Origin of the sequence: Telmatocola sphagniphila (assembly GCF_018398935.1) — a bacterium.
GTDB lineage: Bacteria > Planctomycetota > Planctomycetia > Gemmatales > Gemmataceae > Telmatocola > Telmatocola sphagniphila.
Genome location: NZ_CP074694.1, coordinates 4,200,124 through 4,219,689, shown reverse-complemented (window position 1 = coordinate 4,219,689; position 19,566 = coordinate 4,200,124). Strand labels below are relative to the sequence as shown.

19 protein-coding genes are annotated in these 19,566 nt (G+C 53.6%); 9 read left to right on the top strand and 10 right to left on the bottom strand.

Annotation, left to right across the window (positions count from 1 at the left end):
- Positions 1 to 5 precede the first annotated feature (5 nt).
- The 3 genes from KIH39_RS16870 to KIH39_RS16860 all read right to left on the bottom strand — a co-directional run bounded on the left by KIH39_RS16870 (position 6) and on the right by KIH39_RS16860 (position 3,651).
- Positions 6 to 2,123: a ribonuclease R family protein gene (locus KIH39_RS16870; protein ID WP_213494390.1), complete on the bottom strand. Its 2,118-nt coding sequence runs from the start codon at positions 2,121 to 2,123 to the stop codon at positions 6 to 8.
- 77 nt (positions 2,124 to 2,200) lie between these two features.
- On the bottom strand, positions 2,201 to 3,202 hold the full coding sequence (locus KIH39_RS16865) for a 3'-5' exoribonuclease YhaM family protein (protein WP_213494389.1): 1,002 nt from the start codon (positions 3,200 to 3,202) through the stop codon (positions 2,201 to 2,203).
- Positions 3,203 to 3,228: 26 nt separating this feature from the next.
- A complete protein-coding gene (locus KIH39_RS16860; RefSeq protein WP_213494388.1) occupies positions 3,229 to 3,651 on the bottom strand; it encodes a thiol-disulfide oxidoreductase DCC family protein in 423 nt (140 codons plus the stop codon).
- Between the two features lie 135 nt (positions 3,652 to 3,786).
- On the opposite strand from KIH39_RS16860, the gene panB reads away from it, so the two are divergent.
- Positions 3,787 to 4,596 (top strand): 3-methyl-2-oxobutanoate hydroxymethyltransferase, encoded by an 810-nt coding sequence (gene panB, locus KIH39_RS16855; protein WP_315852389.1) that lies wholly within the window; start codon positions 3,787 to 3,789, stop codon positions 4,594 to 4,596.
- Here the strand turns inward: panB and KIH39_RS16850 are convergent.
- The gene (locus KIH39_RS16850) at positions 4,585 to 5,268 is read right to left on the bottom strand and encodes an HAD family hydrolase (RefSeq protein ID WP_246539322.1); all 684 of its coding nucleotides are present in this window, start codon (positions 5,266 to 5,268) and stop codon (positions 4,585 to 4,587) included. The genes panB and KIH39_RS16850 overlap by 12 nt on opposite strands.
- Before the next feature lie 87 nt (positions 5,269 to 5,355).
- On the opposite strand from KIH39_RS16850, the gene rnc reads away from it, so the two are divergent.
- Positions 5,356 to 6,087 carry a ribonuclease III gene (rnc, locus tag KIH39_RS16845; protein ID WP_213494387.1) on the top strand — a complete coding sequence of 244 codons (732 nt, stop codon included), beginning with the start codon at positions 5,356 to 5,358 and terminating at the stop codon, positions 6,085 to 6,087.
- Between the two features lie 45 nt (positions 6,088 to 6,132).
- Here the strand turns inward: rnc and KIH39_RS16840 are convergent, their stop codons facing one another.
- The gene (locus KIH39_RS16840; RefSeq protein ID WP_213494386.1) at positions 6,133 to 6,549 is read right to left on the bottom strand and encodes a hypothetical protein; all 417 of its coding nucleotides are present in this window, start codon (positions 6,547 to 6,549) and stop codon (positions 6,133 to 6,135) included.
- 14 nt (positions 6,550 to 6,563) lie between these two features.
- Positions 6,564 to 7,604: a DUF1559 domain-containing protein gene (locus KIH39_RS16835; RefSeq protein ID WP_315852388.1), complete on the bottom strand. Its 1,041-nt coding sequence runs from the start codon at positions 7,602 to 7,604 to the stop codon at positions 6,564 to 6,566.
- 249 nt (positions 7,605 to 7,853) lie between these two features.
- Here KIH39_RS16835 and KIH39_RS16830 point away from each other — a divergent pair, with 249 nt between their 5' ends.
- Entirely contained in the window at positions 7,854 to 8,153 is a 300-nt protein-coding gene (locus KIH39_RS16830) for a hypothetical protein (RefSeq protein ID WP_246539321.1), read from the top strand.
- A gap of 125 nt (positions 8,154 to 8,278) precedes the next feature.
- Here KIH39_RS16830 and sucD read toward each other — a convergent pair whose 3' ends face one another.
- From sucD to sucC, 3 genes are all read right to left on the bottom strand, one after another.
- The gene (gene sucD / locus KIH39_RS16825; protein WP_213494384.1) at positions 8,279 to 9,157 is read right to left on the bottom strand and encodes a succinate--CoA ligase subunit alpha; all 879 of its coding nucleotides are present in this window, start codon (positions 9,155 to 9,157) and stop codon (positions 8,279 to 8,281) included.
- Between the two features lie 72 nt (positions 9,158 to 9,229).
- Positions 9,230 to 10,093 carry a hypothetical protein gene (locus KIH39_RS16820; RefSeq protein WP_213494383.1) on the bottom strand — a complete coding sequence of 288 codons (864 nt, stop codon included), beginning with the start codon at positions 10,091 to 10,093 and terminating at the stop codon, positions 9,230 to 9,232.
- A 63-nt stretch (positions 10,094 to 10,156) separates the two neighbouring features.
- Positions 10,157 to 11,356: an ADP-forming succinate--CoA ligase subunit beta gene (gene sucC, locus KIH39_RS16815; RefSeq protein WP_213494382.1), complete on the bottom strand. Its 1,200-nt coding sequence runs from the start codon at positions 11,354 to 11,356 to the stop codon at positions 10,157 to 10,159.
- A 221-nt stretch (positions 11,357 to 11,577) separates the two neighbouring features.
- On the opposite strand from sucC, the gene KIH39_RS16810 reads away from it, so the two are divergent.
- The 6 genes from KIH39_RS16810 (at position 11,578) to pdxH (ending at position 17,683) form a co-directional block, all read left to right on the top strand.
- Positions 11,578 to 12,537, top strand: coding sequence for a hypothetical protein (locus KIH39_RS16810; RefSeq protein WP_213494381.1), 960 nt, complete (start codon positions 11,578 to 11,580; stop codon positions 12,535 to 12,537).
- 114 nt (positions 12,538 to 12,651) lie between these two features.
- Positions 12,652 to 13,122, top strand: a complete 471-nt coding sequence (locus tag KIH39_RS16805) for a hypothetical protein (RefSeq protein ID WP_213494380.1) — start codon at positions 12,652 to 12,654, stop codon at positions 13,120 to 13,122.
- Between the two features lie 141 nt (positions 13,123 to 13,263).
- Complete coding sequence (locus KIH39_RS16800) at positions 13,264 to 14,397, top strand: pyridoxal-phosphate-dependent aminotransferase family protein (protein ID WP_213494379.1); 1,134 nt, start codon at positions 13,264 to 13,266, stop codon at positions 14,395 to 14,397.
- A gap of 64 nt (positions 14,398 to 14,461) precedes the next feature.
- A complete protein-coding gene (gene serA, locus KIH39_RS16795; protein WP_213494378.1) occupies positions 14,462 to 16,084 on the top strand; it encodes a phosphoglycerate dehydrogenase in 1,623 nt (540 codons plus the stop codon).
- A gap of 73 nt (positions 16,085 to 16,157) precedes the next feature.
- Complete coding sequence (locus KIH39_RS16790; RefSeq protein ID WP_213494377.1) at positions 16,158 to 16,940, top strand: isochorismatase family protein; 783 nt, start codon at positions 16,158 to 16,160, stop codon at positions 16,938 to 16,940.
- 110 nt (positions 16,941 to 17,050) lie between these two features.
- Complete coding sequence (gene pdxH / locus KIH39_RS16785) at positions 17,051 to 17,683, top strand: pyridoxamine 5'-phosphate oxidase (protein ID WP_213494376.1); 633 nt, start codon at positions 17,051 to 17,053, stop codon at positions 17,681 to 17,683.
- A 6-nt stretch (positions 17,684 to 17,689) separates the two neighbouring features.
- Here pdxH and KIH39_RS16780 read toward each other — a convergent pair whose 3' ends face one another.
- The gene (locus tag KIH39_RS16780) at positions 17,690 to 19,414 is read right to left on the bottom strand and encodes a transporter family protein (RefSeq protein ID WP_213494375.1); all 1,725 of its coding nucleotides are present in this window, start codon (positions 19,412 to 19,414) and stop codon (positions 17,690 to 17,692) included.
- Positions 19,415 to 19,566: the final 152 nt, after the last annotated feature.

Genomic DNA, 19,566 nt, shown 5'->3' with positions numbered 1-19,566 from the left:
CGAGACTATTCTTCAACGACTCTTTTTACCCACTTCAAGCGGATTCTGTCCCGCTCTTCTTCAATCCCCATCAACTTCACCCGCACGGGTTGGCCGAGGCGGAACGAGAGACGTGACTGCCGACCCTGCAAGGTGTGCATGGCCGGGTCGTAGTCGAAGTGGATGCCCTTGAATTCCTCCGCCGAAACGAACCCTTCAATGGGAATCGTATTTCCCTGTGCGAAAAAGCCCCGTTCGATGACGCCGGTGATCTTCGCATCGAATTCCAGACCGAAATTCTTGCGGACGAATTCTTTCAGCCGCAGTTCCACGGCACCGCGCTCGGCCTCCTCGGCCAGACGCTCCCGCTTACTGCACAATTCGCCCAAAGCTTTCAATTCGTCGGCCTGATAGCTGATCCGCCCCTTTTTGATCCACTGATTCAAAAGTCGATGCACCGTCAAATCGGGATACCTTCGAATCGGGGATGTAAAGTGGCAGTAATCTTCACTCGCCAGAGCGAAATGGCCTTCCCGATCGGGGGAATAAACTGCTTGTTTTAAACTGCGCAGAAATGCGAAATGGACCGAGTGGCGATGCTCCGTTTTAGAACTCTCCTCCAGCAGTTTCTGGAGTTCAAACCGGCTCGTCGGATTCTGAATCTTGAATCCCAGCGAGCGAGCGAACTCGGCAAACGACTCCAGCTTTTGCGGGAGTGGCGAAGGGTGAATCCGGCGAAGGAACGGGACATCCAGTTGTCGAAAATGGCCCGCCACCGCTTCGTTGGCCGCCAGCATGAATTCTTCGATCAGTTGATGGCTGGCGTTGGACTGAGTGAAATTCGCACCGGTAATTTCTCCGTCGCGGTTGTAGCCCAGGCGCACCTCTGGCATCTGCAATTCGAGACTGCCGCGCTGGAATCGTCGCTCGCGCAGTATTCGAGAGAATCGGTGCATCTCCCGGACTGCCTGTTGCATATCCTCCGGCCAATCGACCGGCTGAGCTTCGATGAATGATTGGACTTCGTCGTAGTTGAATCGCTTCCGAACTTTTATCACCCCGTTTGCGAAACGGGTCGAGATTCGCGCCCCGGCGGCGTTGTATTCGATTTGCACGGTTTTGACGTATCGAGTCACGCCCTCTTTCAGGCTGGCCACATGATTCGAAATGAGTTCCGGAAACATCGGTATCGCCCGCATCGGCAGGTAAACACTGGTGCCGCGTTTGCGAGCTTCGGTATCCAGAGGCCCGCCGGGAGATACGAAATAGCTGACGTCCGCGATATGTACCGTCAGGATCCGGTGCTGCGTGGTGAGATCGACAGTCAAACTGACCGCATCGTCGTGATCCTTGGCATCCTTAGGATCGATCGTAATAACCAGATCCTGAGTGAAATCCTCACGGCCCGGCTTGATCGATTCATCGAACTCCGCGGCTATTCGCTGCGCCTCGGACAGAACCTCTGGAGGAAACGTTTCCGAGATGCCGAGATTGCGCAATAGTGCCCGCTCTTCGGTGTTGATATCCCCGGCCTCGCCGAGTTTCTCCAGGATTCGACACGAACCGCGGGCGTTGTCGGTGGGAAATTCCAGGACTTCGATCCAGACGCGATCTTTGGGAAGTAGATCGGGAAGCGATTCTTTAACCAGAACCGATCTTTCGAATTGATCTTCATCGATGCGGACGAGTGGTCTATCGTTTTTCTCGATATAGGTTCCCACGAAAGTCTTTTTACCGTGGGTAACAATCTTAACGACAACGGCCCGCTCGCTGGCTCCCTGCAGATCTCGCCGGGACTTCGCCGGGGCGATCATCACCGTATCCCCCGTGATGGCCGAGAGAGTATCTTCTCGTTTGATGAACCATTCGACTGGATCGCGCTCGGGCTTGGCCGGCATCGTGACGATACCGTGGCCGCTGGGCAGCTTGCGAAACAGTCCGGTTCGATCTTCGACGGGGATTTTCGTCAGGGTGAGCAGATCCCCCGGTCCGAGGTCAATTTTCTTTTCTTGGAGAAGTGTCTGAAGAGCGTTTTTGAATTCTCTCTTTTCGCCAGCGGAGACTTCCATCTCGTGGGCCAGGCCTTTTACCGTGGCCGATTTCATCTTTTTCAAGTGGTACAAAATATCCGATTTCAAAGACATGAGCATATCCTAACGGAGCCAGCCCGGTCGGAAGAGGTTCGCGGGCTTATTTACAGTGCTCCGATTTTTGCGAAGAATTAATCTTCGTCTTCCTGGGCCGGAGTGCCATTTTTCGGCTTCGGCCCCTTATATAGTTTACGCTGCAGCGCGGCGTTGTAGGGTGTCCAGTTCGAATTGCTTATCACATCGTCCTTGATCTCCCGAACCGTTATGTGGATTCGGCTATCCAGACTGTCGATGGCATGCAGAGCGACGGCTTCCGGGGTCATGGGAATCTTCGGACTTCCGAATTCAGCCGTGCCGTGATGGCTGATTATCATATGTTTCAGCCGTACCGATAGATCTTCGGGCATATTCTCGCCCAGCAGAGATTTAACCTGCCCCTCATAGTGTTTCAGCATTTCAATGCCGATGTTCATGTGGCCTAGCAACTGGCCTTCATCCGAATAATTGAATGCGCTTTCATAGGTCAATTCGCGAATCTTACCGGTGTCGTGCAGAAAAACGCCGATCATCAGAAGGTCGCGATTCACGTCGGGATAAAAGGGCAGAATCCGGTCGGCCACATCCATCATGGTGGTGACGTGTTCGAGAAGACCGCCTACATAGGCGTGGTGGACTTTCACCCCGGCTGGGGCCTGGCAGAATGCAGCGACGAACTTGTCGTCCATCAGATAACACTGGGCCAGCGATTTCAGATAGGGGTTGGTCAGCTTCATCAGATAGCCGCGCAAACGCTCGAACAGTTTGGTGATGTCCTGTTCGGTACGCGGTAGAAAATCGGCGAGATTCACACCTGAAGAGTCGATCTTCTCGATGTTGTTGACGATCAGTTGCAGGGCACCCTGGAACAACTGCGCTTTACCCTTAACCCGGATATATTCCCCGATTTCGAAGGTTCGAAAGAGAGCTTCCCCGGCATTCCAAACCCGACCGGTCAAATTCCCGGAACGATCCTGGATCGTGACTTGAATGAAAGATTGTCCGTTGCGGTTATTGCGAAGCTGTTTGTCGGTAGCGAGAAAAACTTCGTCGACGGAATCTCCATCGCGCAAGGTGGAAATGGTACGTCTGCTCATCCTTACTTTCTGTTCTGACTGGGCACTTATTTTTTCTTCTTCAATGGCACGGCACACTGTCCGTCGTGGCAGGGGACTAATCCATAGCGATTCCGAGCCACCCAAAGATACAACTTCTGCCCGAGAAAAGGTACACCGGGAATATACAGAAAAGGCACTATTAGCCAAAGGGCGGGAAGTCGGCCGGCGATCCAGCGGAAGGCCTTAAAGCCAGCAAAGGCCTTTGTGCCCTCCGGAGTGAGTACGTGCATCTCCTGAAGGAGTCGATCGGCGTCCAAAGCAACGGTGTGCGGAGGGATGGTATCGAAGTCCCGGGCATTATGAAAGCTCAAACGCTGCAGCCAGTCTAGCTTCCGCAGCAACGCAACCGATTTCTGACAGAACCGGCAGTCGCCATCGAATAGAACGCAGGCTTGAGATTCCAATTTGTTGGCGGTCAGTGTGGTCATGTTTCGACTTCTTTAATCATTATACCTTGGAAGTCCCTATTCCTTTTCAATTTCCGATCTGGTCGGGCGATCCCGCTCTACCTCTAAACCCTACAATCGAAAAGGGCGAGATGGAAGGATGGAAGAGAAAATCGCATGGCTGAGACACCCAAAAAGACGGTCCGCATGACCGTTCCTGATTTTTTAACCGCAAAAAAAGCTGGCCGTAAACTATCCGTTCTCACGGCTTACGATTACACCACCGGATTATTGCTGGATTCTTCGGGCGTGGATGCTCTTTTGGTTGGCGATTCCCTGGGAATGGTCATGCAGGGGAACGACAATCCTCTGGCAGTGACCCTGGAAGAAAGTCTGTACCATACGCGCTGCGTTAGTCGGGCCGCTCGCCGGGCGTTGGTGATTGGCGATTTGCCGTTTCTGACCTACCAGACCAGTGCCGAGCAGGCAATTATCAGCGCCGGGCGAATGCTCAAGGAAGCCGGTGCCCAGGCTGTGAAATTGGAAGGTGGGATTCGCTGTGCCGAGGCGATCCGCCGGATCGTCGAATGTGATATTCCCGTGATGGGTCACGTCGGGATGACGCCGCAGAGTGTCCATGCTTTCGGCGGGTTCAAAGTGCAGCGGAATGAGGCGAAGATTCTGGAGGATGCTCTCGCCGTTGAGCAAGCGGGGGCATTTGCCGTGGTCCTCGAATGCATTCCGTCTCCACTTGGGGAGGAAATCACCAAAAAGTTGACGATCCCCACTATTGGCATCGGAGCCGGCCCGAATTGTGATGGACAAGTACTGGTTGTTCAGGACATGCTGGGGATGTTCGATGAGGTCCGGCCGAAATTCGTAAAGCGATACGCCGATCTGGGCTCTGCGATTCGCCAGGCCGCGGAGAAGTTCCGGGAAGAGGTTCGGGATGGGGTTTTCCCCAGCCCGGAATACTCATTTAAATAATTTCCGAACATCGTCCGCCGTAAGTTCATCCAGCCGATTTACACAGCGGTCGGCACCGGCTTCAAGAAGTTTCTCCTCACCGTGATGGCCAACAAAGGTCACGGCCACACACTTCATTCCCGCTGCTTTAGCGGCCTGAACTCCCGCCACGGCGTCTTCAAAGACAACGCACTGCGAGGGCGTAATCCCAAGACGGCTTGCCCCGGTAAGAAACACCTCGGGATCGGGTTTGCCTCGGGAAGTGTCCTCCATTGCCACGACAGTCTCGAAGAATATGCGGGAGTCCGTTAAATCCAAAATCAGTTCGAGATTAGCGCGAGGAGCGGACGAGCCAATCGCCTGTTTGAAATCGGCCCTTTGAAGCTGTTCCAGTAAAGTACGGACGCCGGGAAGCAGTTGGACTCCCTGCCGAGCCTCGTCCATGTAATAACGTTCTTTGGTATTTGCGATCCGCTGACTTTCCGTTTCGGAAATATGATCGCCGTAAATAAAGCGGATGATTTCCGGGTTACGTCTTCCAAAGGTGGCGCGAAAGTGTTCCCGGGTGAAATCGACCCCTAACTCTTGCGACATCTTCCTCCAGGCTCGGAAGTGCATTTCGCCGGTGTCGACAAGTGTTCCATCCACATCCCACAAGGCCGCGAACTTTTGACTCATAGCATCCCGATTCATTTGGATTTTGACTCTCCCATTGATTATCTTTATGGAAGGCGGCAATGATTGCAGCCAGGGGTTGGGGAAAGCTTCGTCGGGTTCCATATGACGGCTGTTACGAATACCGCGAAAGAAGATAATTGGGCCGAACTCGAGAATATTCTCGGCTACAAGTTCCAACGCCGAGAACTACTGGTGGCCGCCCTTACGCACACCTCCGGGGCGAATACTCGGGAGCATTCGAACGAGCGATTGGAATTTCTGGGGGACGCCGTTCTAGGGCTTGTGGTCGTTGAGGAATTGTATCTCCAGCATCCCAATTTCCATGAAGGGATGATGACGAAGATCAAATCCGCCGTGGTGGCCAAGGAAGCATGCATCAAATTCAGCGAACAGCTGGAACTGGCCCGTTTCATGATTCTGGGCCGGGCCATCCGCAGCAACCCGAAAATTCCCGGCAACGTTCTGGCCGATGCTTTTGAGTCTCTCGTGGCAGCCGTCTATCTCGATTCCAACTTTGCGGTCGCTCGGGATTTCATTTTGAAATTCCTGAAACCGGAAATCGATAGAGTTCTGAAAGACGAAGATCTTCTGAACGCCGCCAAGTCCAACCTGCAGCAACTTTGCCAGAAGAAGTTCTGTCAAACGCCAACCTATCGAGTGCTGGACGAGCAGGGGCCGGAGCACTCGCGCTCCTTTCAAGTTGTAGTGGAAGTGGGCGATCGTCGGTTCAAACCGGCCTGGGGGCCGAGTAAAAAAAAGGCCGAGGCCCTGGCCGCACAGAATGCCCTGGATGAGTTGGGGGATAGCCGCTGTTCGGCAGTTCCATCCGAATAGCGAGGCTCCCCAGAAATTTTTTCGCGGCCCAACCGAGTGTCCGTTTTAATTCAAATCAAATGGCGGTAGAACAGTTGGCTTCGCCTCCACGAGGGCATGCAGCTGCGGTTGCTTGGGACTTGCGTAACGGCCCTTCAATTTATCAGGTCCATGTTGCGGGCCGCCTTTGAACTGGCCTAGGGTTCGTTTCCATTCGATCAACACGTCATAATCGCCTGGCGGCGCACCTTTGCCCTGCGAACCACAGACGATTTCAAAGGAACCATCCGCAAGAACGATGCCCATAATCATCGGATCGTTTATCGGGTCGCCCCCTTGGCGGTGGAAGAAAACCGTGGCTCCTTCCGCCGGGGAGCCTTTATAGGTCACCTTGCCGCTCACTGGGTAAATCTTGTTCTGATCGCCGCAAGCAGAATTTGCTAATGCCAGCAGGCTTCCCAGGAAAAAATACAAACTTCGCACGTTCTGGCTCCTGCTTAATATTCGAAATTGATAATTTCACCGCCCGCTCGGCTGAGCAGGGCTTGCATCTGGCCCATGGTTAGACCGTTTTTCACGAAGCGTACGGAGCCATCTCCAAAACAGACGTTGCTGCCGCCGGTGTGAAAGGCAAAAACTTCGCTGTCGTTGCTGCAGCCATTACCGCAGGACCAGGGAGCGGCGGGAATTCCCATGAAATTCCCTCCAGCGGCAATGCCAGTGCCGAGAGGATCGGCCCCATTGGTGGCGATGTAGTTCAGAGGATCGGCCCAGCCGCCGCCGCCTTGAGGGGTCGTGCCGGCGGCGCCACTGTAACCGGATACCAGGGCAGGGCCTTTGCTACCGTACCAGGTGGGCCGACCGGCGTCTTCCACGATCATCATTGTGTTCGAAGTACCATCGGTAATCGCAGTGATGCGTACCGGTCCATCGGGTGGCTGGCAAATGATTGAGGCTCCGGCATTGATGTTGATGCCCGGTTCCTCGGCCTGCATCCCCGCATCAGGCGCGTAGTCCGCTCTTCCGAAGATCAGCCCCGTGGGAAAGCTGACGGTAATCCCGAAATTATTGAAACTGTTGGACAACTCGTTTGAATAGTCCACGGTGGTAGGCGCGGGGGTGGAAGGGCAGAGAAACGCTTTTACAGAAGTCGAGTAAGCGGAATTATTCGCCGGCATATTCACTGGATTGAGCGCTGCCTTGGTAATGTCGATTTTCGCATAAAGATTGTCCTGTTCCAAGTAGGGCAAGATCAGCACTAAGACCGATGGCCCAAACGTGCCGGTTCCCGCCGGCGCGGCGGGGTCAGATGTGGAAAGCATCTTGTAGGCAGTCGGGAAGTAGCCATTGGCGCTTTCGTAATTGTGCAGGGCCAGGCCGATTTGCTTGAGATTATTGCTGCACTGAGCGCGGGCAGCCGCTTCCCGGACCTTCTGGACTGCCGGTAATAGCAGGCCGATCAGAATTGCAATGATGGCGATTACAACCAGTAACTCAATGAGGGTAAAGCCATTACGCTTAGTCAGGTGTCTGTTCAATTGGATCTCCTAACAATTAAATTAGTTTAATCTTATCATATAAATTAGGTAAGACTAATTTTGATGATAAGTCTAGGCTATTTAGTTGGCAGCGCATGACAAGTTTCGAGTTCAATTTTTTGAGAAAAATCCATTTCGAGGATGGTTAGCTGCTTGACGGAAGCCACCAGATCGGCAGAATGGAAAATCGACTAATAGGGGCGCAGCATCGCCTGGAGATCAAGAAATGGATCGTTTAAAGATATGTCGATGAAGCCGTACCCGATCCATTGCTACACGCCGGAATGTGGCTTGATTGCTCTCTATAAGGTGGCTTCGCGCTGGAGTGACGGTTTAACCAAGGAATTGAAAACCTATTCACTTTGCTGCGAAAGCTGTCTTCCGAAATTGTTTTCAGACGCGGTTCGTCGGCAGCAGGCTTGTCGATTGACAGAAGAGGAGTCGCTGGAAGCGCCTTCGATTTTCGATCTGGTTCCAGGAACCCGAGATCGCTTCCTCAACCCTAGGGAAGATCTGGCCCGAAAGTTTCGGGAAGCGACCTCCACCTGAGGCAGGGATTCTCGATCTCTAGCCCTCACAAAATGAAAATCTGCAGGGACATCACGTAAAAGAGGGAAAAGCTTCCGCGTCTCCCTTTGTGTAATTACCATGGAATTACGATCGATTCACCGTAACTATTTCTTCTTGCTCATCGCGGTCTTCACGGCCTGGCCCAAATCGGCCGGGGTAGGAGCCACTTCGATGTTAGCCTTCTTCAGAGCGGCAATTTTATCCACAGCGCTTCCCGAACCCCCCGAGATAATAGCGCCCGCGTGACCCATCCGCCGACCCGGAGGAGCGGTCTGGCCCGCAATGAACGCGGCGACTGGCTTGGTGACATGCTTGGCGATGTATTCGGCCGCCCGTTCTTCGGCGGTGCCACCGATTTCACCGATCATCAGAATAGCCTCTGTTCCCGGGTCATCCTGGAACAGTTTTAGACAGTCGATCTGATTGGTGCCGATAATCGGGTCTCCACCGATTCCCACACAGGTTGACTGACCCAACCCGAGAGCCGTCAATTGAAACACGGCTTCGTAGGTCAGTGTGCCCGAGCGGCTAATCACGCCAATCGTACCCGGTTTGTGAATGTAACCCGGCATGATACCGATTTTGCACTCGCCTGGCGTGATCACACCGGGACAGTTCGGCCCGACGAGGCGGACGCCTGGCTTCTCTTTGAGGAAGGCCGCCACACGTGCCATATCCAGAACCGGAATGCCTTCGGTAATTGCAATGATGACCTTAATCCCTGCATCCGCCGCTTCCATGATGGCATCCGCGGCGGCCGGCGGCGGTACGAACACCATGCTGGCCGTGGCACCTTCCTTACGCACGGCGTCATAGACCGTATTGAATAACGGGAAACCTTCCTTTACCTGTCCGCCCTTGCCCGGAGTAATCCCTCCCACCATCTGAGTGCCGTATTCCCGGCATTGAATGGAGTGGAAGGTACCGGCCTTGCCCAGTCCCTGGCAGATTACTCGTGTGTTCTTGTCGACAAGTATGCTCATGTGTTTCCCTTGGTAAAATCCCTGCCATATTTCAGAAGACCGCTCATGCAGTCCGTTTTCTAGCAAATCGAATTACTGCACTTCGAAATTCTCGACCAGCCAGTTACCGTCTTTGTTCACCAGCTTCAACTTGTAGCTTTTCTTCTGATCGCCGTTGATCAATTCACCGCTGAAGGTGCCCAGGTCGTTGCCGACGGTCATGGTTATTGCCGTGGCTCGCCAGGCTTTGATTTTTAAATTCAACATGCCAATGTTGTAACCGAACTCCTTGTCGGAACTCAGCGGTTCAGCGATCTTCGCTCGGAATTCCGGGGTCAACAGCGATGCGGTGAGAGTTTCCTGACCACTGCCGGCCACCTCTAAAAAGTCGCGTGCGGCGTCGACATCAGGGCTGGCTTGAGCCGTGCGATCGCCGGCCCGAAGGTTGGAGCGATGAAACCAATTCACTTCCGGCGTTTTGCCCGGCAGCATAACCATGCGAAGCACGAAATACTCCGTCTTCGGACCACCAGTGACTGTACCCATGAGCGTGTACTGATTGGTGAGCTGGCTGAAATTCGAGTTGCTCTTGTAAGTTGCCCCAGCCAGTTTATCGAGCCAGTCGTGGGCCAGGGAGTCGGAGTAACCGAGTGCTTTCTCTTCTGTATTTCGAGGCCGTGTGATCTGCTTTTTGAAGGCCGCGCTCAGTTCACTCGTTTTGGCCTCGCCTTTGGACAATCGGGCCAGGAATTGTTCGGCTTGTTCTTTGATGGGGAGCGAAGCGGATTTATTGGTCTTTTCCGAACTGTCTTTTTTGACTTCGTTATTTACGGGCGTTGTGGATTTCGAGACTGCAGGGGTGGTCGTTTCGGTAGTCGTAGCAGTCGGCTTCACCCGTGCCGGGCCGCAGCCAATCAGACAGATGGCCGGTGCCATTAGAAATATTGCAAATCTCATGAGGAGCATCCTGTGGTGAAAGCCGAGGTTAATCCAGGAGTTCAAGTTGGGCGATGCTTGAGATTATTTTGCGGCGGCGACGACCATCTTGGCCGCTTCCGTCAGATTCGGGGCGCTGCGAATCATTGGTAATTCCGCCTGCGCGGCCTTGAGAATTTCCCGGGCTTTATCTACCTGATTGCCTTCCAGTCGCACCACTACGGGCACCTTGAAACCAACTTCCCGTCCGGCTTTGACCAGGGCTTCGGCAATCAGTGCACAGCTAGCGATACCGCCGAAGATGTTCACCAGAATGCCTTTGACCTTGGGGTCGCCTAGGATGATTCGGAAAGCTTCGATCGCAGCTTCCGGTGTTACCCCACCACCGACATCCAGGAAGTTGGCCGGTTCGCCGCCGGAGTACTTGATGATGTCCATCGTGCCCATGGCCAGCCCGGCCCCATTCACCAGGCAGCCGATGTTGCCATCGAGCTGAATGAAGTTCAGGTTAGCTTTGCCGGCTCGAATTTCCGCCGGATTTTCTTCGGCGAGATCGCGTAATTTCGCAATGTCTTCGTGCCGGAACATGGCGTTGTCGTCGAAATCGATCTTGGCATCGAGGCAAACCACTTTGCCCGACTTGGTGATAGCCAGCGGGTTGATCTCGGCGAGGGTGGCGTCTTTTTCCAGATACACCTTGCTGAGGGCGAGAAGAATTTTCACAACCTGAGGCACCTGATCGGGAGTGAAGCCCAGATCGAAGGCCAGGGCCTGTGCCTGGAAGGGAAGCAAGCCCGTCAGCGGGTTGACTGCTCGCTTCAAAATCTTTTCCGGGGTATTATGAGCGACTTCCTCGATGTCCATACCGCCTTCGGTACTGGCCATGATGACGGGGAGACCGATCGCCCGATCCAGGACCATGCCCAGATAATATTCCTTCACCGGTTCCGCATCAGCTTGGACGATCAGGGTGGAAACTTTCTGCCCTTCCGGACCCGTCTGTTTGGTTTTCAGAGGGTATTTGAGCATTAATTCAGCCACACTCTTGGCTTTTTCCTTGCTGGTGCAGAACTTCACACCGCCCAATTTCTCGTTGTATCCGAGCAGTTGCCCGGCACCACGACCGCCGGCATGGACCTGCGCCTTGACGACCACCCCGCCCCCGTTCGAGAGCTGGTCAAAAGCCGCCGCCGCTTCTTCCGGAGTGTGCACAACAATATGCTTGGGAGTCGCAGCCCCTGCGGCGGCGAGCAATTCCTTGGCTTGATATTCATGAATCTTCATGGAAATCGCTTCCTGAATCAGGTGTGAGAACGTCAAGGATTTATAGAGGTTGTCGGGGAATCGGGGTAGTGCCAAACGGGAGGCAATCTTTCCATTCCTGCCTGGAGAACTCGCGGCCCGGGCAAATTTAATGGCGGAAGTGCGGATCCTCGCCGCTGGGTTGGTCTTGCCGAGAGAGGGAATTTTTGAAAGAATTACTCACTCTCAGCGGAGGGATCCCCATGAAGTTGCTATCGAAGCGCGTTCTGTTTGTTGGATTTAGTGGTATATTGCTTGCGGCGGGCCTCGCTCTCTGGAAGTACGACGCGCTGAAACTCGAGTATGACTGGTACCGCCTGCAGAGCGTCTCGGAAATCGACCCCAAGCTTGCCATCAATTTCGCCAGTCGGGGACAAGTCGGGCTGGATCGGATTTTGAATTCATTGAAATCCCAAGAAAGTTCGAAACGCCAAGCGGCCGGTCGGATCCTGAAAGCCGTTCTCCCGGTCTGGGGAGAGCAACCGGAGATGGCGGATCAGCTGATTTCCTGCATCTCGGAAATTCATTCGGTTTGCCCTGAGGAATCGCAAAAGATAATCCAGGATCTCTTACCCGAATTGCTTCGCACTAAATATGTCGTCGCACTGGATCCCTGGAAAAAGGGGGATGCCGTACTGCGAAAGGAAGTCGTTTCCGCAGTACGTCACAAGGTTCCTGAGCATCCCGAGTTGGTTTTGCTCCGCTTGAAAGACTCGGAAAAAGAGGTTCGCCAAATGGCCCTGCTTCTGGTGGGACCCGGTTCGGAAACGGGTCGGGATTGCCTGGATACCGAATCCCTGATTCCATTTTTGCACGACAAAGATCCCGAGATCAGTGCCATTTGCGAATCCTGCCTGAAAACGCGAGGCTTGGACGAAGAAATGATTCGGCTGGCGAGACGAATTTCCCATCCCGATCCCCGCGAAAGATTGGATCTGCTCCTGGACTTGAGAAGAGATCGGGAACTGGATGTCCGCTGGCTGGAAAGACTCAGCCGGGATTCCAATGCGGCCGTACGCCTGGGCACGGTCCGGGTGGCGGCCGAGCGCAATGTCTCGGAATTTGCAGAACGACTGCAGCAGATGCGAAAAACCGATCCGGATGGCACAGTCCGGCAAATGGCGGGTTATTACGAACAGTTTTTGTCTGTGTCGCAACATTAAGGCCTGACGAGAGATGGGTAGCCGGAAATAGTTGAGATTCTGGCTCCTAATTTCTGTGCACTCCGAACTTTTCTGAAGTAGAGTCAAGGTAGATACTAGAGTTCTGAGACGGAGATGAGCGATCCCATGGAATCCATGAACGGAGAAGATTGGAAGGCCATTCTGGCACTGATGCCCCCAGATCAAATCGGCCAATTTGTAGTTGTTTTGTCAAACGGCAATGAAATCTGCCTCGATACGGTGGTTCGAACGGATGTCAAATATCTAGTTTTTCGCGGTCGACTGGCAGGTCAGACCGAGGAAGGCCGGGCGTTCTTTGTGCCCTTAAGTAATATTTCCTATCTGCGATGGGAAAAATTCGTCAAAATCGATGAACTGCGAACGATGTTCCCCGATCTGGCCTTGAAGGCGAGCGAAGCCGCGAAACAGACCGAAATTGAAGCGGCGCCGCCCACCGAACTGCTGCCGCGTCCTCCATTGCCTCCTCTGCAACCGGCCGGGGAAAACCCGTCACCGAACACTGTGAATTCTCGAAACAATCTGCTCGAAAGAATTCGGGCCGCTCGTGCTTCTACTGCCCGTTAATTAAACCTCATTTTAGAAAACTCCTGGGCAACACCCTTCAAGTTGCCCAGTATCTCATTTTTGCGCGAGCCCTTTTCGGATTTCTCGAATCCTTACAATAACGATCTGAATTATCCTCTTCGCTGGAAGGATTAGCGGAATATGAAGCCTCGTCTGTTTACGCCTGGCCCGACCCCCGTACCGGAAGAGACGCTTTTGGAACTCGCCAAGCCGGTGACCTATCACCGGACAGCGGAACAAAAAGCGGCGCTCAATGAAGTGATGGAAGATCTGAAATATGTCTTCCAGACCAAGAATCCGGTCATCGTGCTGACCAGTTCGGGCACCGGCGGAATGGAAGCGGCCGTTTCTAATGTTCTTGCCCCAGGACAGAAGGCGATTCTGCTCACGGCGGGTCGCTGGGGCGAACGCTGGCGGGGCGTTTTAAAAGCCTTTGGGGCTAATCTGGTAATTGTGGAGCAACCCTACGGGAGCGCTGTCGATCCCCAGTTGTTGAAAGAGGCTCTCGAAAAGAATCCCGACACGGTGGCGGTTTATGCCACATTGAGTGAAACTTCCACGGGCGTAGGGCACGATATCGAAGCCTATGGCAAAATTGTCGCCGGAACAAAGGCCCTTCTCTGCGTCGATTCCATCTCCGGATTGGGGGCCATGGTTTGCAAAACCGATGAATGGCAGATCGATATCAACGTCAGCGGTTCGCAGAAAGCCCTGATGATGCCCCCTGGACTGGCTTACGTCTCGGTGAGCGACAAAGCCTGGAAGGTGATCGAATCCAATACCGCAACGCGTTCTTTTTACTTCGATCTCAAACGATATAAAGCCAAAATTGCCGAGAACGATACTCCCTTTACGCCGGCCAACACGCTCATCAAAGCCCAGCGGCTCAGCTTGAAGAGGATCCGTGCCGAGGGAATCGAAAATCTCTGGGCGCGGCATGCGAAGATGGCCGAGGCCACCCGGGCAGCGATTACCGCCATGGGCCTGAAGCTGTTTGCTCAACGGCCCAATAATGCCTTGACGGTTATCGTCGTTCCCGAGGGCATCGACGGCAGCGCCACACTCAAGGCTCTCGAAAAGCAGTACGGCTATAAACTGGCGGATGGACAGGACAATCTTAAAGGACAGATCTGGCGGCTCAGTCATATGGGCTGGTGCGATCCTTTCGATGTTCTCGGGGCTCTGTCGGCTCTCGAATTGACGCTACTGAAAAGTGGTTTCAAACTCGAACCGGGAGCAGGTGTGGCCGCCTTTCAGAAGAAACTGGCCAGTTAATTTCGTTTGATACTTCGTAACTGTTAGTTTCTGCCGCTTAACCCCACCGCGAAGGAAGACGCGAATGCCGAAAGTTCTGCTCTGTGACAAGTTGGAAGGCCAAGGACTTGAGATTTTAAAATCGGGTGGCCTGGAAATCGACAACCGACCCGGTCTGAAAGGGGACGAGCTTCAGGCGGCGCTGCGCAATGCCGATGGTGCTATCCTGCGCTCGGGAACCAAAATTACCGCCGAATTACTGGAGAACCCAGGTAAGCTTCGAGCGATCGTTCGAGCCGGGGTGGGCGTCGATAATATCGACGTCGCCGCCGCGACTCGAAAGGGCATCGTGGTGATGAACACGCCCGGCGGAAACACCGTTTCTGCCGCTGAGCAGACTATTGCTCTTTTGATGAGTCTGGTCCGTCCGATACCCGCGGCTCATGCCAGCATGAAAGCAGGTAAGTGGGAGCGAAATAAGTTCGTCGGCACCCAACTGGCCGGGAAATTGATCGGTATCATCGGTCTGGGTCGTATCGGCCGGGAAGTGGCCAAGCGCTGTCAGGGCTTGGATATGAAAATCGTCGGCTACGATCCGTTTCTATCATCGGATCGAGCCAAGGAACTCGGCATCACGGCGGTGGCGAATATCGATCAGATGCTACCCATGGTGCAGTTTCTGACCATTCACACGCCACTGAACGACGAGACGAAGAGTCTGATTGGTGCCCGGGAGTTGGCCCTGCTTCCCAAAGGGGCGCGGGTGTTGAACGTGGCTCGTGGTGGAATTATCGACGAACGGGCTTTGAGCGAAGCTTTGCAAAGCGGACACATTGCCGGGGCAGGTCTCGATGTGTTTACAGAAGAGCCACCTCCCGCGGATAATCCGATATTGTCTGCTCCAAACACGGTTTTGACTCCCCACCTCGGCGCTTCCACCGTTGAAGCTCAGGAGGCGGTCGGTGTCGAGGCCTCGCAGTTGCTGGTGGATTTTCTGAATAAAGGGATCGTCCAATTTGCCGTGAATATGGCTGCAGTGAATCGAGCGGAACTCGAAGAGATCCGGCAGTACGTCGACCTGGCCCGGCGTCTCGGTTTGCTGCAGGCTCAGATGGCTAACGGGGCGATTCAGAAAGCCGAACTGGTTTTTAAAGGGGATCTGGCCCGAAAGAATACCAAGTTGCTCACGGCGGCTTTCGCGGCCGGTTTGTTGGAATCTTATCTCGAAGGTGGGGCTAACATCGTTAATGCGGTGCTGCTGGCCAGCGAGCGCGGCATCGAAATTGTGGAATCCTCCAATCCGTCCAAAGGGGATTTCGCTAACCTCTTACAGACTACCGTTCACACTTCCGAGGGCAAATCGAACATGGCCAGCGGAACTCTGTTTGGCAACCAGTACCTGCGTCTGGTGCAGTGGAATGAATGGCGCCTGGAGGCCTTCCTCGATGGCATACTCTTTGCCTTCACGCATCGCGATGTGCCCGGCCTGATCGGGTTTGTCGGTAGCATCTTCGGAAATAACAATGTGAATATTGCCTCTATGATTCTGGGTCGAATGACCCCCGGCGGCGAAGCGGTAGCGTTCTTGAATCTGGACAGCACACCTCCTGAAGCGGCTTTAAAGGCCGTGAAGGCTCACGAGAAAATTCAGACTATGAATGTCATCAAGTTGCCTCCGGCCGGGCAGATGCCCGCCTGGTTCGGTTGATTTTGTTGGCTCCATTAATCCCGATGTGATAGTCTCCCCGAGTAGATCATTTTCGACTTGAGGAGACTTATTGATGCTGCGAATCCTACTCTTTCTATTCTGCCCAACGGCTGCTTTTGCTGAAGAGATTCCTGTCGAGTTGCGTACTCGAGTCGCTCCCTTCAAAAATCAAACCACGACGAAAGAAGTTCTGGTATCAGAGAAGCTGGATCCTTCGAAAACTCTGATCGTCATTTGCGACATGTGGGATAAACACTGGTGCGATAAAGCGACGGAACGATGCGGCGCCCTGGCCGCGAAGATGGAACCGGTTTTACAGGCGGCCCGAAAAAAAGGCATCACCATCGTGCATGCCCCGTCAGACTGCATGGCCTACTACAAGGATTCCCCGGCCCGCAAGCGAATGCTGGATCTGCCGAAGACGAAGATACCGGTCAGTGTGAATCTCCCCGACCCGCCTTGTCCCGTCGACGATCGAGATGGCGGCTGCGACGATCCCAATCCGGTGAAGCCCTATATCGCCTGGAAGCGTCAGCATCCCGCACTGACGGTAGACGAGGCGAAAGATTACGTATCCGCCGATGGGAGCGAGGTCTACGCTCTGATGCAGGCGAAGAATATCGACACGCTTCTAATGATGGGCGTTCACACTAATATGTGTGTGCTTAATCGTTCCTTTGCTATCAAATCGATGACCCGTTCCGGGAAAAAATGCATTCTGGTGCGCGATCTCACCGACGCGATGTACAGCCCAAAAAGCAGTCCTTTCGTTTCGCACGAGGATGGTACAGAGCGTATCATCCAATTCATCGAACAGAACTGGTGCCCGACGATGCTGAGTAAGGATTTGAAATAGCCTGCGCTGAGTTCATTTTGGGATTTGGCTAACGAAACATCCGCCGAAACGATTGATTTCTCGCCTACAATATCTCCGTGATCTGAAACTTACTGAAGCGAGTCACGGCGATGACAATTGCTGATTTACGCAAGGAATATCAACGAGGCGGATTGCTGGAATCGGAAGCCGATGTCGATCCGATCAATCAGTTTTTGAAATGGCTGCATCAGGCGGTCGATGCACACCATCCGGAAGCGACGGCCATGACCCTGGCCACGGTATCCCCGGAAGGCCGCCCGGCCGCCCGGATACTTCTTTTGAAGGAATGCAATCACAAAGGATTCGTCTTTTTCACGAACTACTGCAGTCGTAAGGGTAATGAACTCGATCACAACCCCTTCGCGGCCATGGTCTTCTACTGGGTCGAACTGGAAAGACAGGTACGCATTGAAGGGCGAGTCGTCAAAACCAGCGAAGAGGAATCGGAGCGATATTTCCATTCCCGGCCCGTCGGTAGCCGGTTGGGGGCTTGGATCTCGGAACAAAGCTCGGTCATTGCCGGTCGCGATGTGCTGGAAAAGAAGGAAGCCGAATTGAAGGCCCGGTTCGGCGATAATATCCCCAAGCCGCCACACTGGGGTGGCTATCGGCTGGTACCGGATGCCTTCGAATTCTGGCAGGGGCGACCCAGCCGTCTGCACGACCGATTGAGGTATCGTCTGGAAAATGGCGTCTGGATTCGGGAACGACTTGCTCCCTAAATCCAATTAGCGAGATATCGGAGTGTAGTTCGTGGTCGGGGGCAGAGAACCGAAGTTGTAGTTCAATTGAACCATCAGTTCGTATTCGTAGGGTTTGGGACCTGTTAACGGAGTATTGGCAGCAATTGCCAGACTCGTTCGAGCACCAATTCCAAAAGTGATGCCCCCGGTTAGCGATACCGTATCCGGAATGAACGCGGGTTCGAATTGGTCGCGATGATTCAATGGCGAGGTTACATGTAATTCCAGGGTTGGAATAATCGAGGAAATCGTACTGGATGCATCCTCGGCCTGATACAGTCGATAGCCCAAGCCGTAGTCATTGCTCAAGAATGTCACATCGCGTGAGTCGGTGGGTACCAGGATCCCCGTAAAGCCATGCACGAACCACTTTTCGCTTAAATTGTAAATCACCCCCATGTAAGGCTGAATGAGCGTGGAGTGGATCGAACCATCTATCGTGCTGGCCGATCGGCCGGTCGGTGCGGTCACGGCCAAACCACCCGACAGAAGATTCCCTGTTTCCAGATTATTAATGAACGCGTATTTAAAGATAGCCGTGATATCGCCTAATTCGCTGGAACCATCAATTCCAGCCACCTGAATAATGGGCAGACGCATACCGAAGGAGGCGTCGCCGTCCAGGAAGGTTTTTTCAAATCCCAAGGTTTCCCTATTGATATCCGCGTGCTGACTGAGGTTGGTTGGTGCAATAGTAATCGGCTGATTCGAACCGAACGGCCCGCCGCTGACCGTGATCGAACCGGTCTGGTAGATCGGGATACTGTTCGGGAACGGTCGGCCATACTTGATCGTCGGATTGGCCGCTTTGATCGCGGCGATCGTGGCATTAATCAAACTGCCCAGAGCCGGGTCCGAGATCTTTGGATGCAGTGCATCGCCGCTGACCAGCACCCCTTGAATGTAAGCGTTGTATGCGGCGGCATTGATTCCTTTGGCCTGCTTGAAGTAGTTGGCGATCTTGGCGAATTCAGCAATTTCAATGGGAGTCTGAGGTCCGACCGCCGTGGGAATCCCGAAATTCGTCAGCTGAGCTGCGGTAATCTGTCCCGGAATGTTGACTACATCTCGAGACACACTCGAGAAGTAGTTGTAATCCACGTAAATGCGATCCAACGGTCGCGGACTTTCGTTCTCGGAGATCTTGAAAGCCCCCGCGGCCACATAGGGAATTCGCAAATGTTCGTAATAATCCGCGGTCAAATCGACGGTATAACGAACCGGTTTTTGAGCTAATGTAATGGGGACTTTTTGATTCTCCTGCGTTCCGGGTAAAGTGATAAACCCGGTTCCTCCCAAAACCGATTCATTGAATGCCGTCCCCTTTAATAGGACTCGAACGGGTGTAGTCGCCGTCGTGTATCGGCTGTTCAGATCGCCGAGCATGGTGGGGGTATAGCGAGCCCGGTTCGACAAATACTGCGAGGCATCGGTCGATGCTACCACCGGAATATCCGGAATGACGCTCGCCTCCTTCTTGTCCTTGGCATCCTCTTTCTTGTCTTTTTTCGGCTCGTCAGTCTTGGCTTTCGGATCGACTTTGGGTGTTTTGGTATCGACTGCGTCTTTCTTGGGCTCCTGAAAATCGACCGCCGGATTATTTCCCACGGCCACAATCTTTACGGACTGAAGTTCCTGCGCCCGACCCGTCTGCCACAGCATTAGCGACACAACGAAAATCGGTACTAGCCTTCCCGTAAAACCAGACATAGCCAGGCTCCCGCAATCAATTAGACGAATATACAGAAGGGATCGACTGCGCAAGTTGAATCGAATATCAGAAATAAGAAGCTTGGGACAAATGTGGCGTTAAAATAGGTAAAATCTTCTCATTAAACAGGTCAAATTCAAATCGACGTTAT

Bases quoted from the DNA above. Each gene is read 5' to 3' on its own strand.
- KIH39_RS16780 (WP_213494375.1), bottom strand. From the start codon at position 19,414: ATGTCTGGTTTTACGGGAAGGCTAGTACCGATTTTCGTTGTGTCGCTA.
- KIH39_RS16800 (WP_213494379.1), top strand. From the start codon at position 13,264: ATGAAGCCTCGTCTGTTTACGCCTGGCCCGACCCCCGTACCGGAAGAG.
- KIH39_RS16865 (WP_213494389.1), bottom strand. From the start codon at position 3,202: ATGAGCAGACGTACCATTTCCACCTTGCGCGATGGAGATTCCGTCGAC.
- KIH39_RS16805 (WP_213494380.1), top strand. From the start codon at position 12,652: ATGAGCGATCCCATGGAATCCATGAACGGAGAAGATTGGAAGGCCATT.
- serA (WP_213494378.1), top strand. From the start codon at position 14,462: ATGCCGAAAGTTCTGCTCTGTGACAAGTTGGAAGGCCAAGGACTTGAG.
- KIH39_RS16860 (WP_213494388.1), bottom strand. From the start codon at position 3,651: ATGACCACACTGACCGCCAACAAATTGGAATCTCAAGCCTGCGTTCTA.
- rnc (WP_213494387.1), top strand. From the start codon at position 5,356: ATGACGGCTGTTACGAATACCGCGAAAGAAGATAATTGGGCCGAACTC.
- KIH39_RS16810 (WP_213494381.1), top strand. From the start codon at position 11,578: ATGAAGTTGCTATCGAAGCGCGTTCTGTTTGTTGGATTTAGTGGTATA.
- pdxH (WP_213494376.1), top strand. From the start codon at position 17,051: ATGACAATTGCTGATTTACGCAAGGAATATCAACGAGGCGGATTGCTG.
- sucD (WP_213494384.1), bottom strand. From the start codon at position 9,157: ATGAGCATACTTGTCGACAAGAACACACGAGTAATCTGCCAGGGACTG.
- KIH39_RS16850 (WP_246539322.1), bottom strand. From the start codon at position 5,268: ATGAATCGGGATGCTATGAGTCAAAAGTTCGCGGCCTTGTGGGATGTG.
- KIH39_RS16820 (WP_213494383.1), bottom strand. From the start codon at position 10,093: ATGAGATTTGCAATATTTCTAATGGCACCGGCCATCTGTCTGATTGGC.
- panB (WP_315852389.1), top strand. From the start codon at position 3,787: ATGGCTGAGACACCCAAAAAGACGGTCCGCATGACCGTTCCTGATTTT.
- KIH39_RS16870 (WP_213494390.1), bottom strand. From the start codon at position 2,123: ATGTCTTTGAAATCGGATATTTTGTACCACTTGAAAAAGATGAAATCG.
- KIH39_RS16790 (WP_213494377.1), top strand. From the start codon at position 16,158: ATGCTGCGAATCCTACTCTTTCTATTCTGCCCAACGGCTGCTTTTGCT.
- KIH39_RS16830 (WP_246539321.1), top strand. From the start codon at position 7,854: ATGAAGCCGTACCCGATCCATTGCTACACGCCGGAATGTGGCTTGATT.
- sucC (WP_213494382.1), bottom strand. From the start codon at position 11,356: ATGAAGATTCATGAATATCAAGCCAAGGAATTGCTCGCCGCCGCAGGG.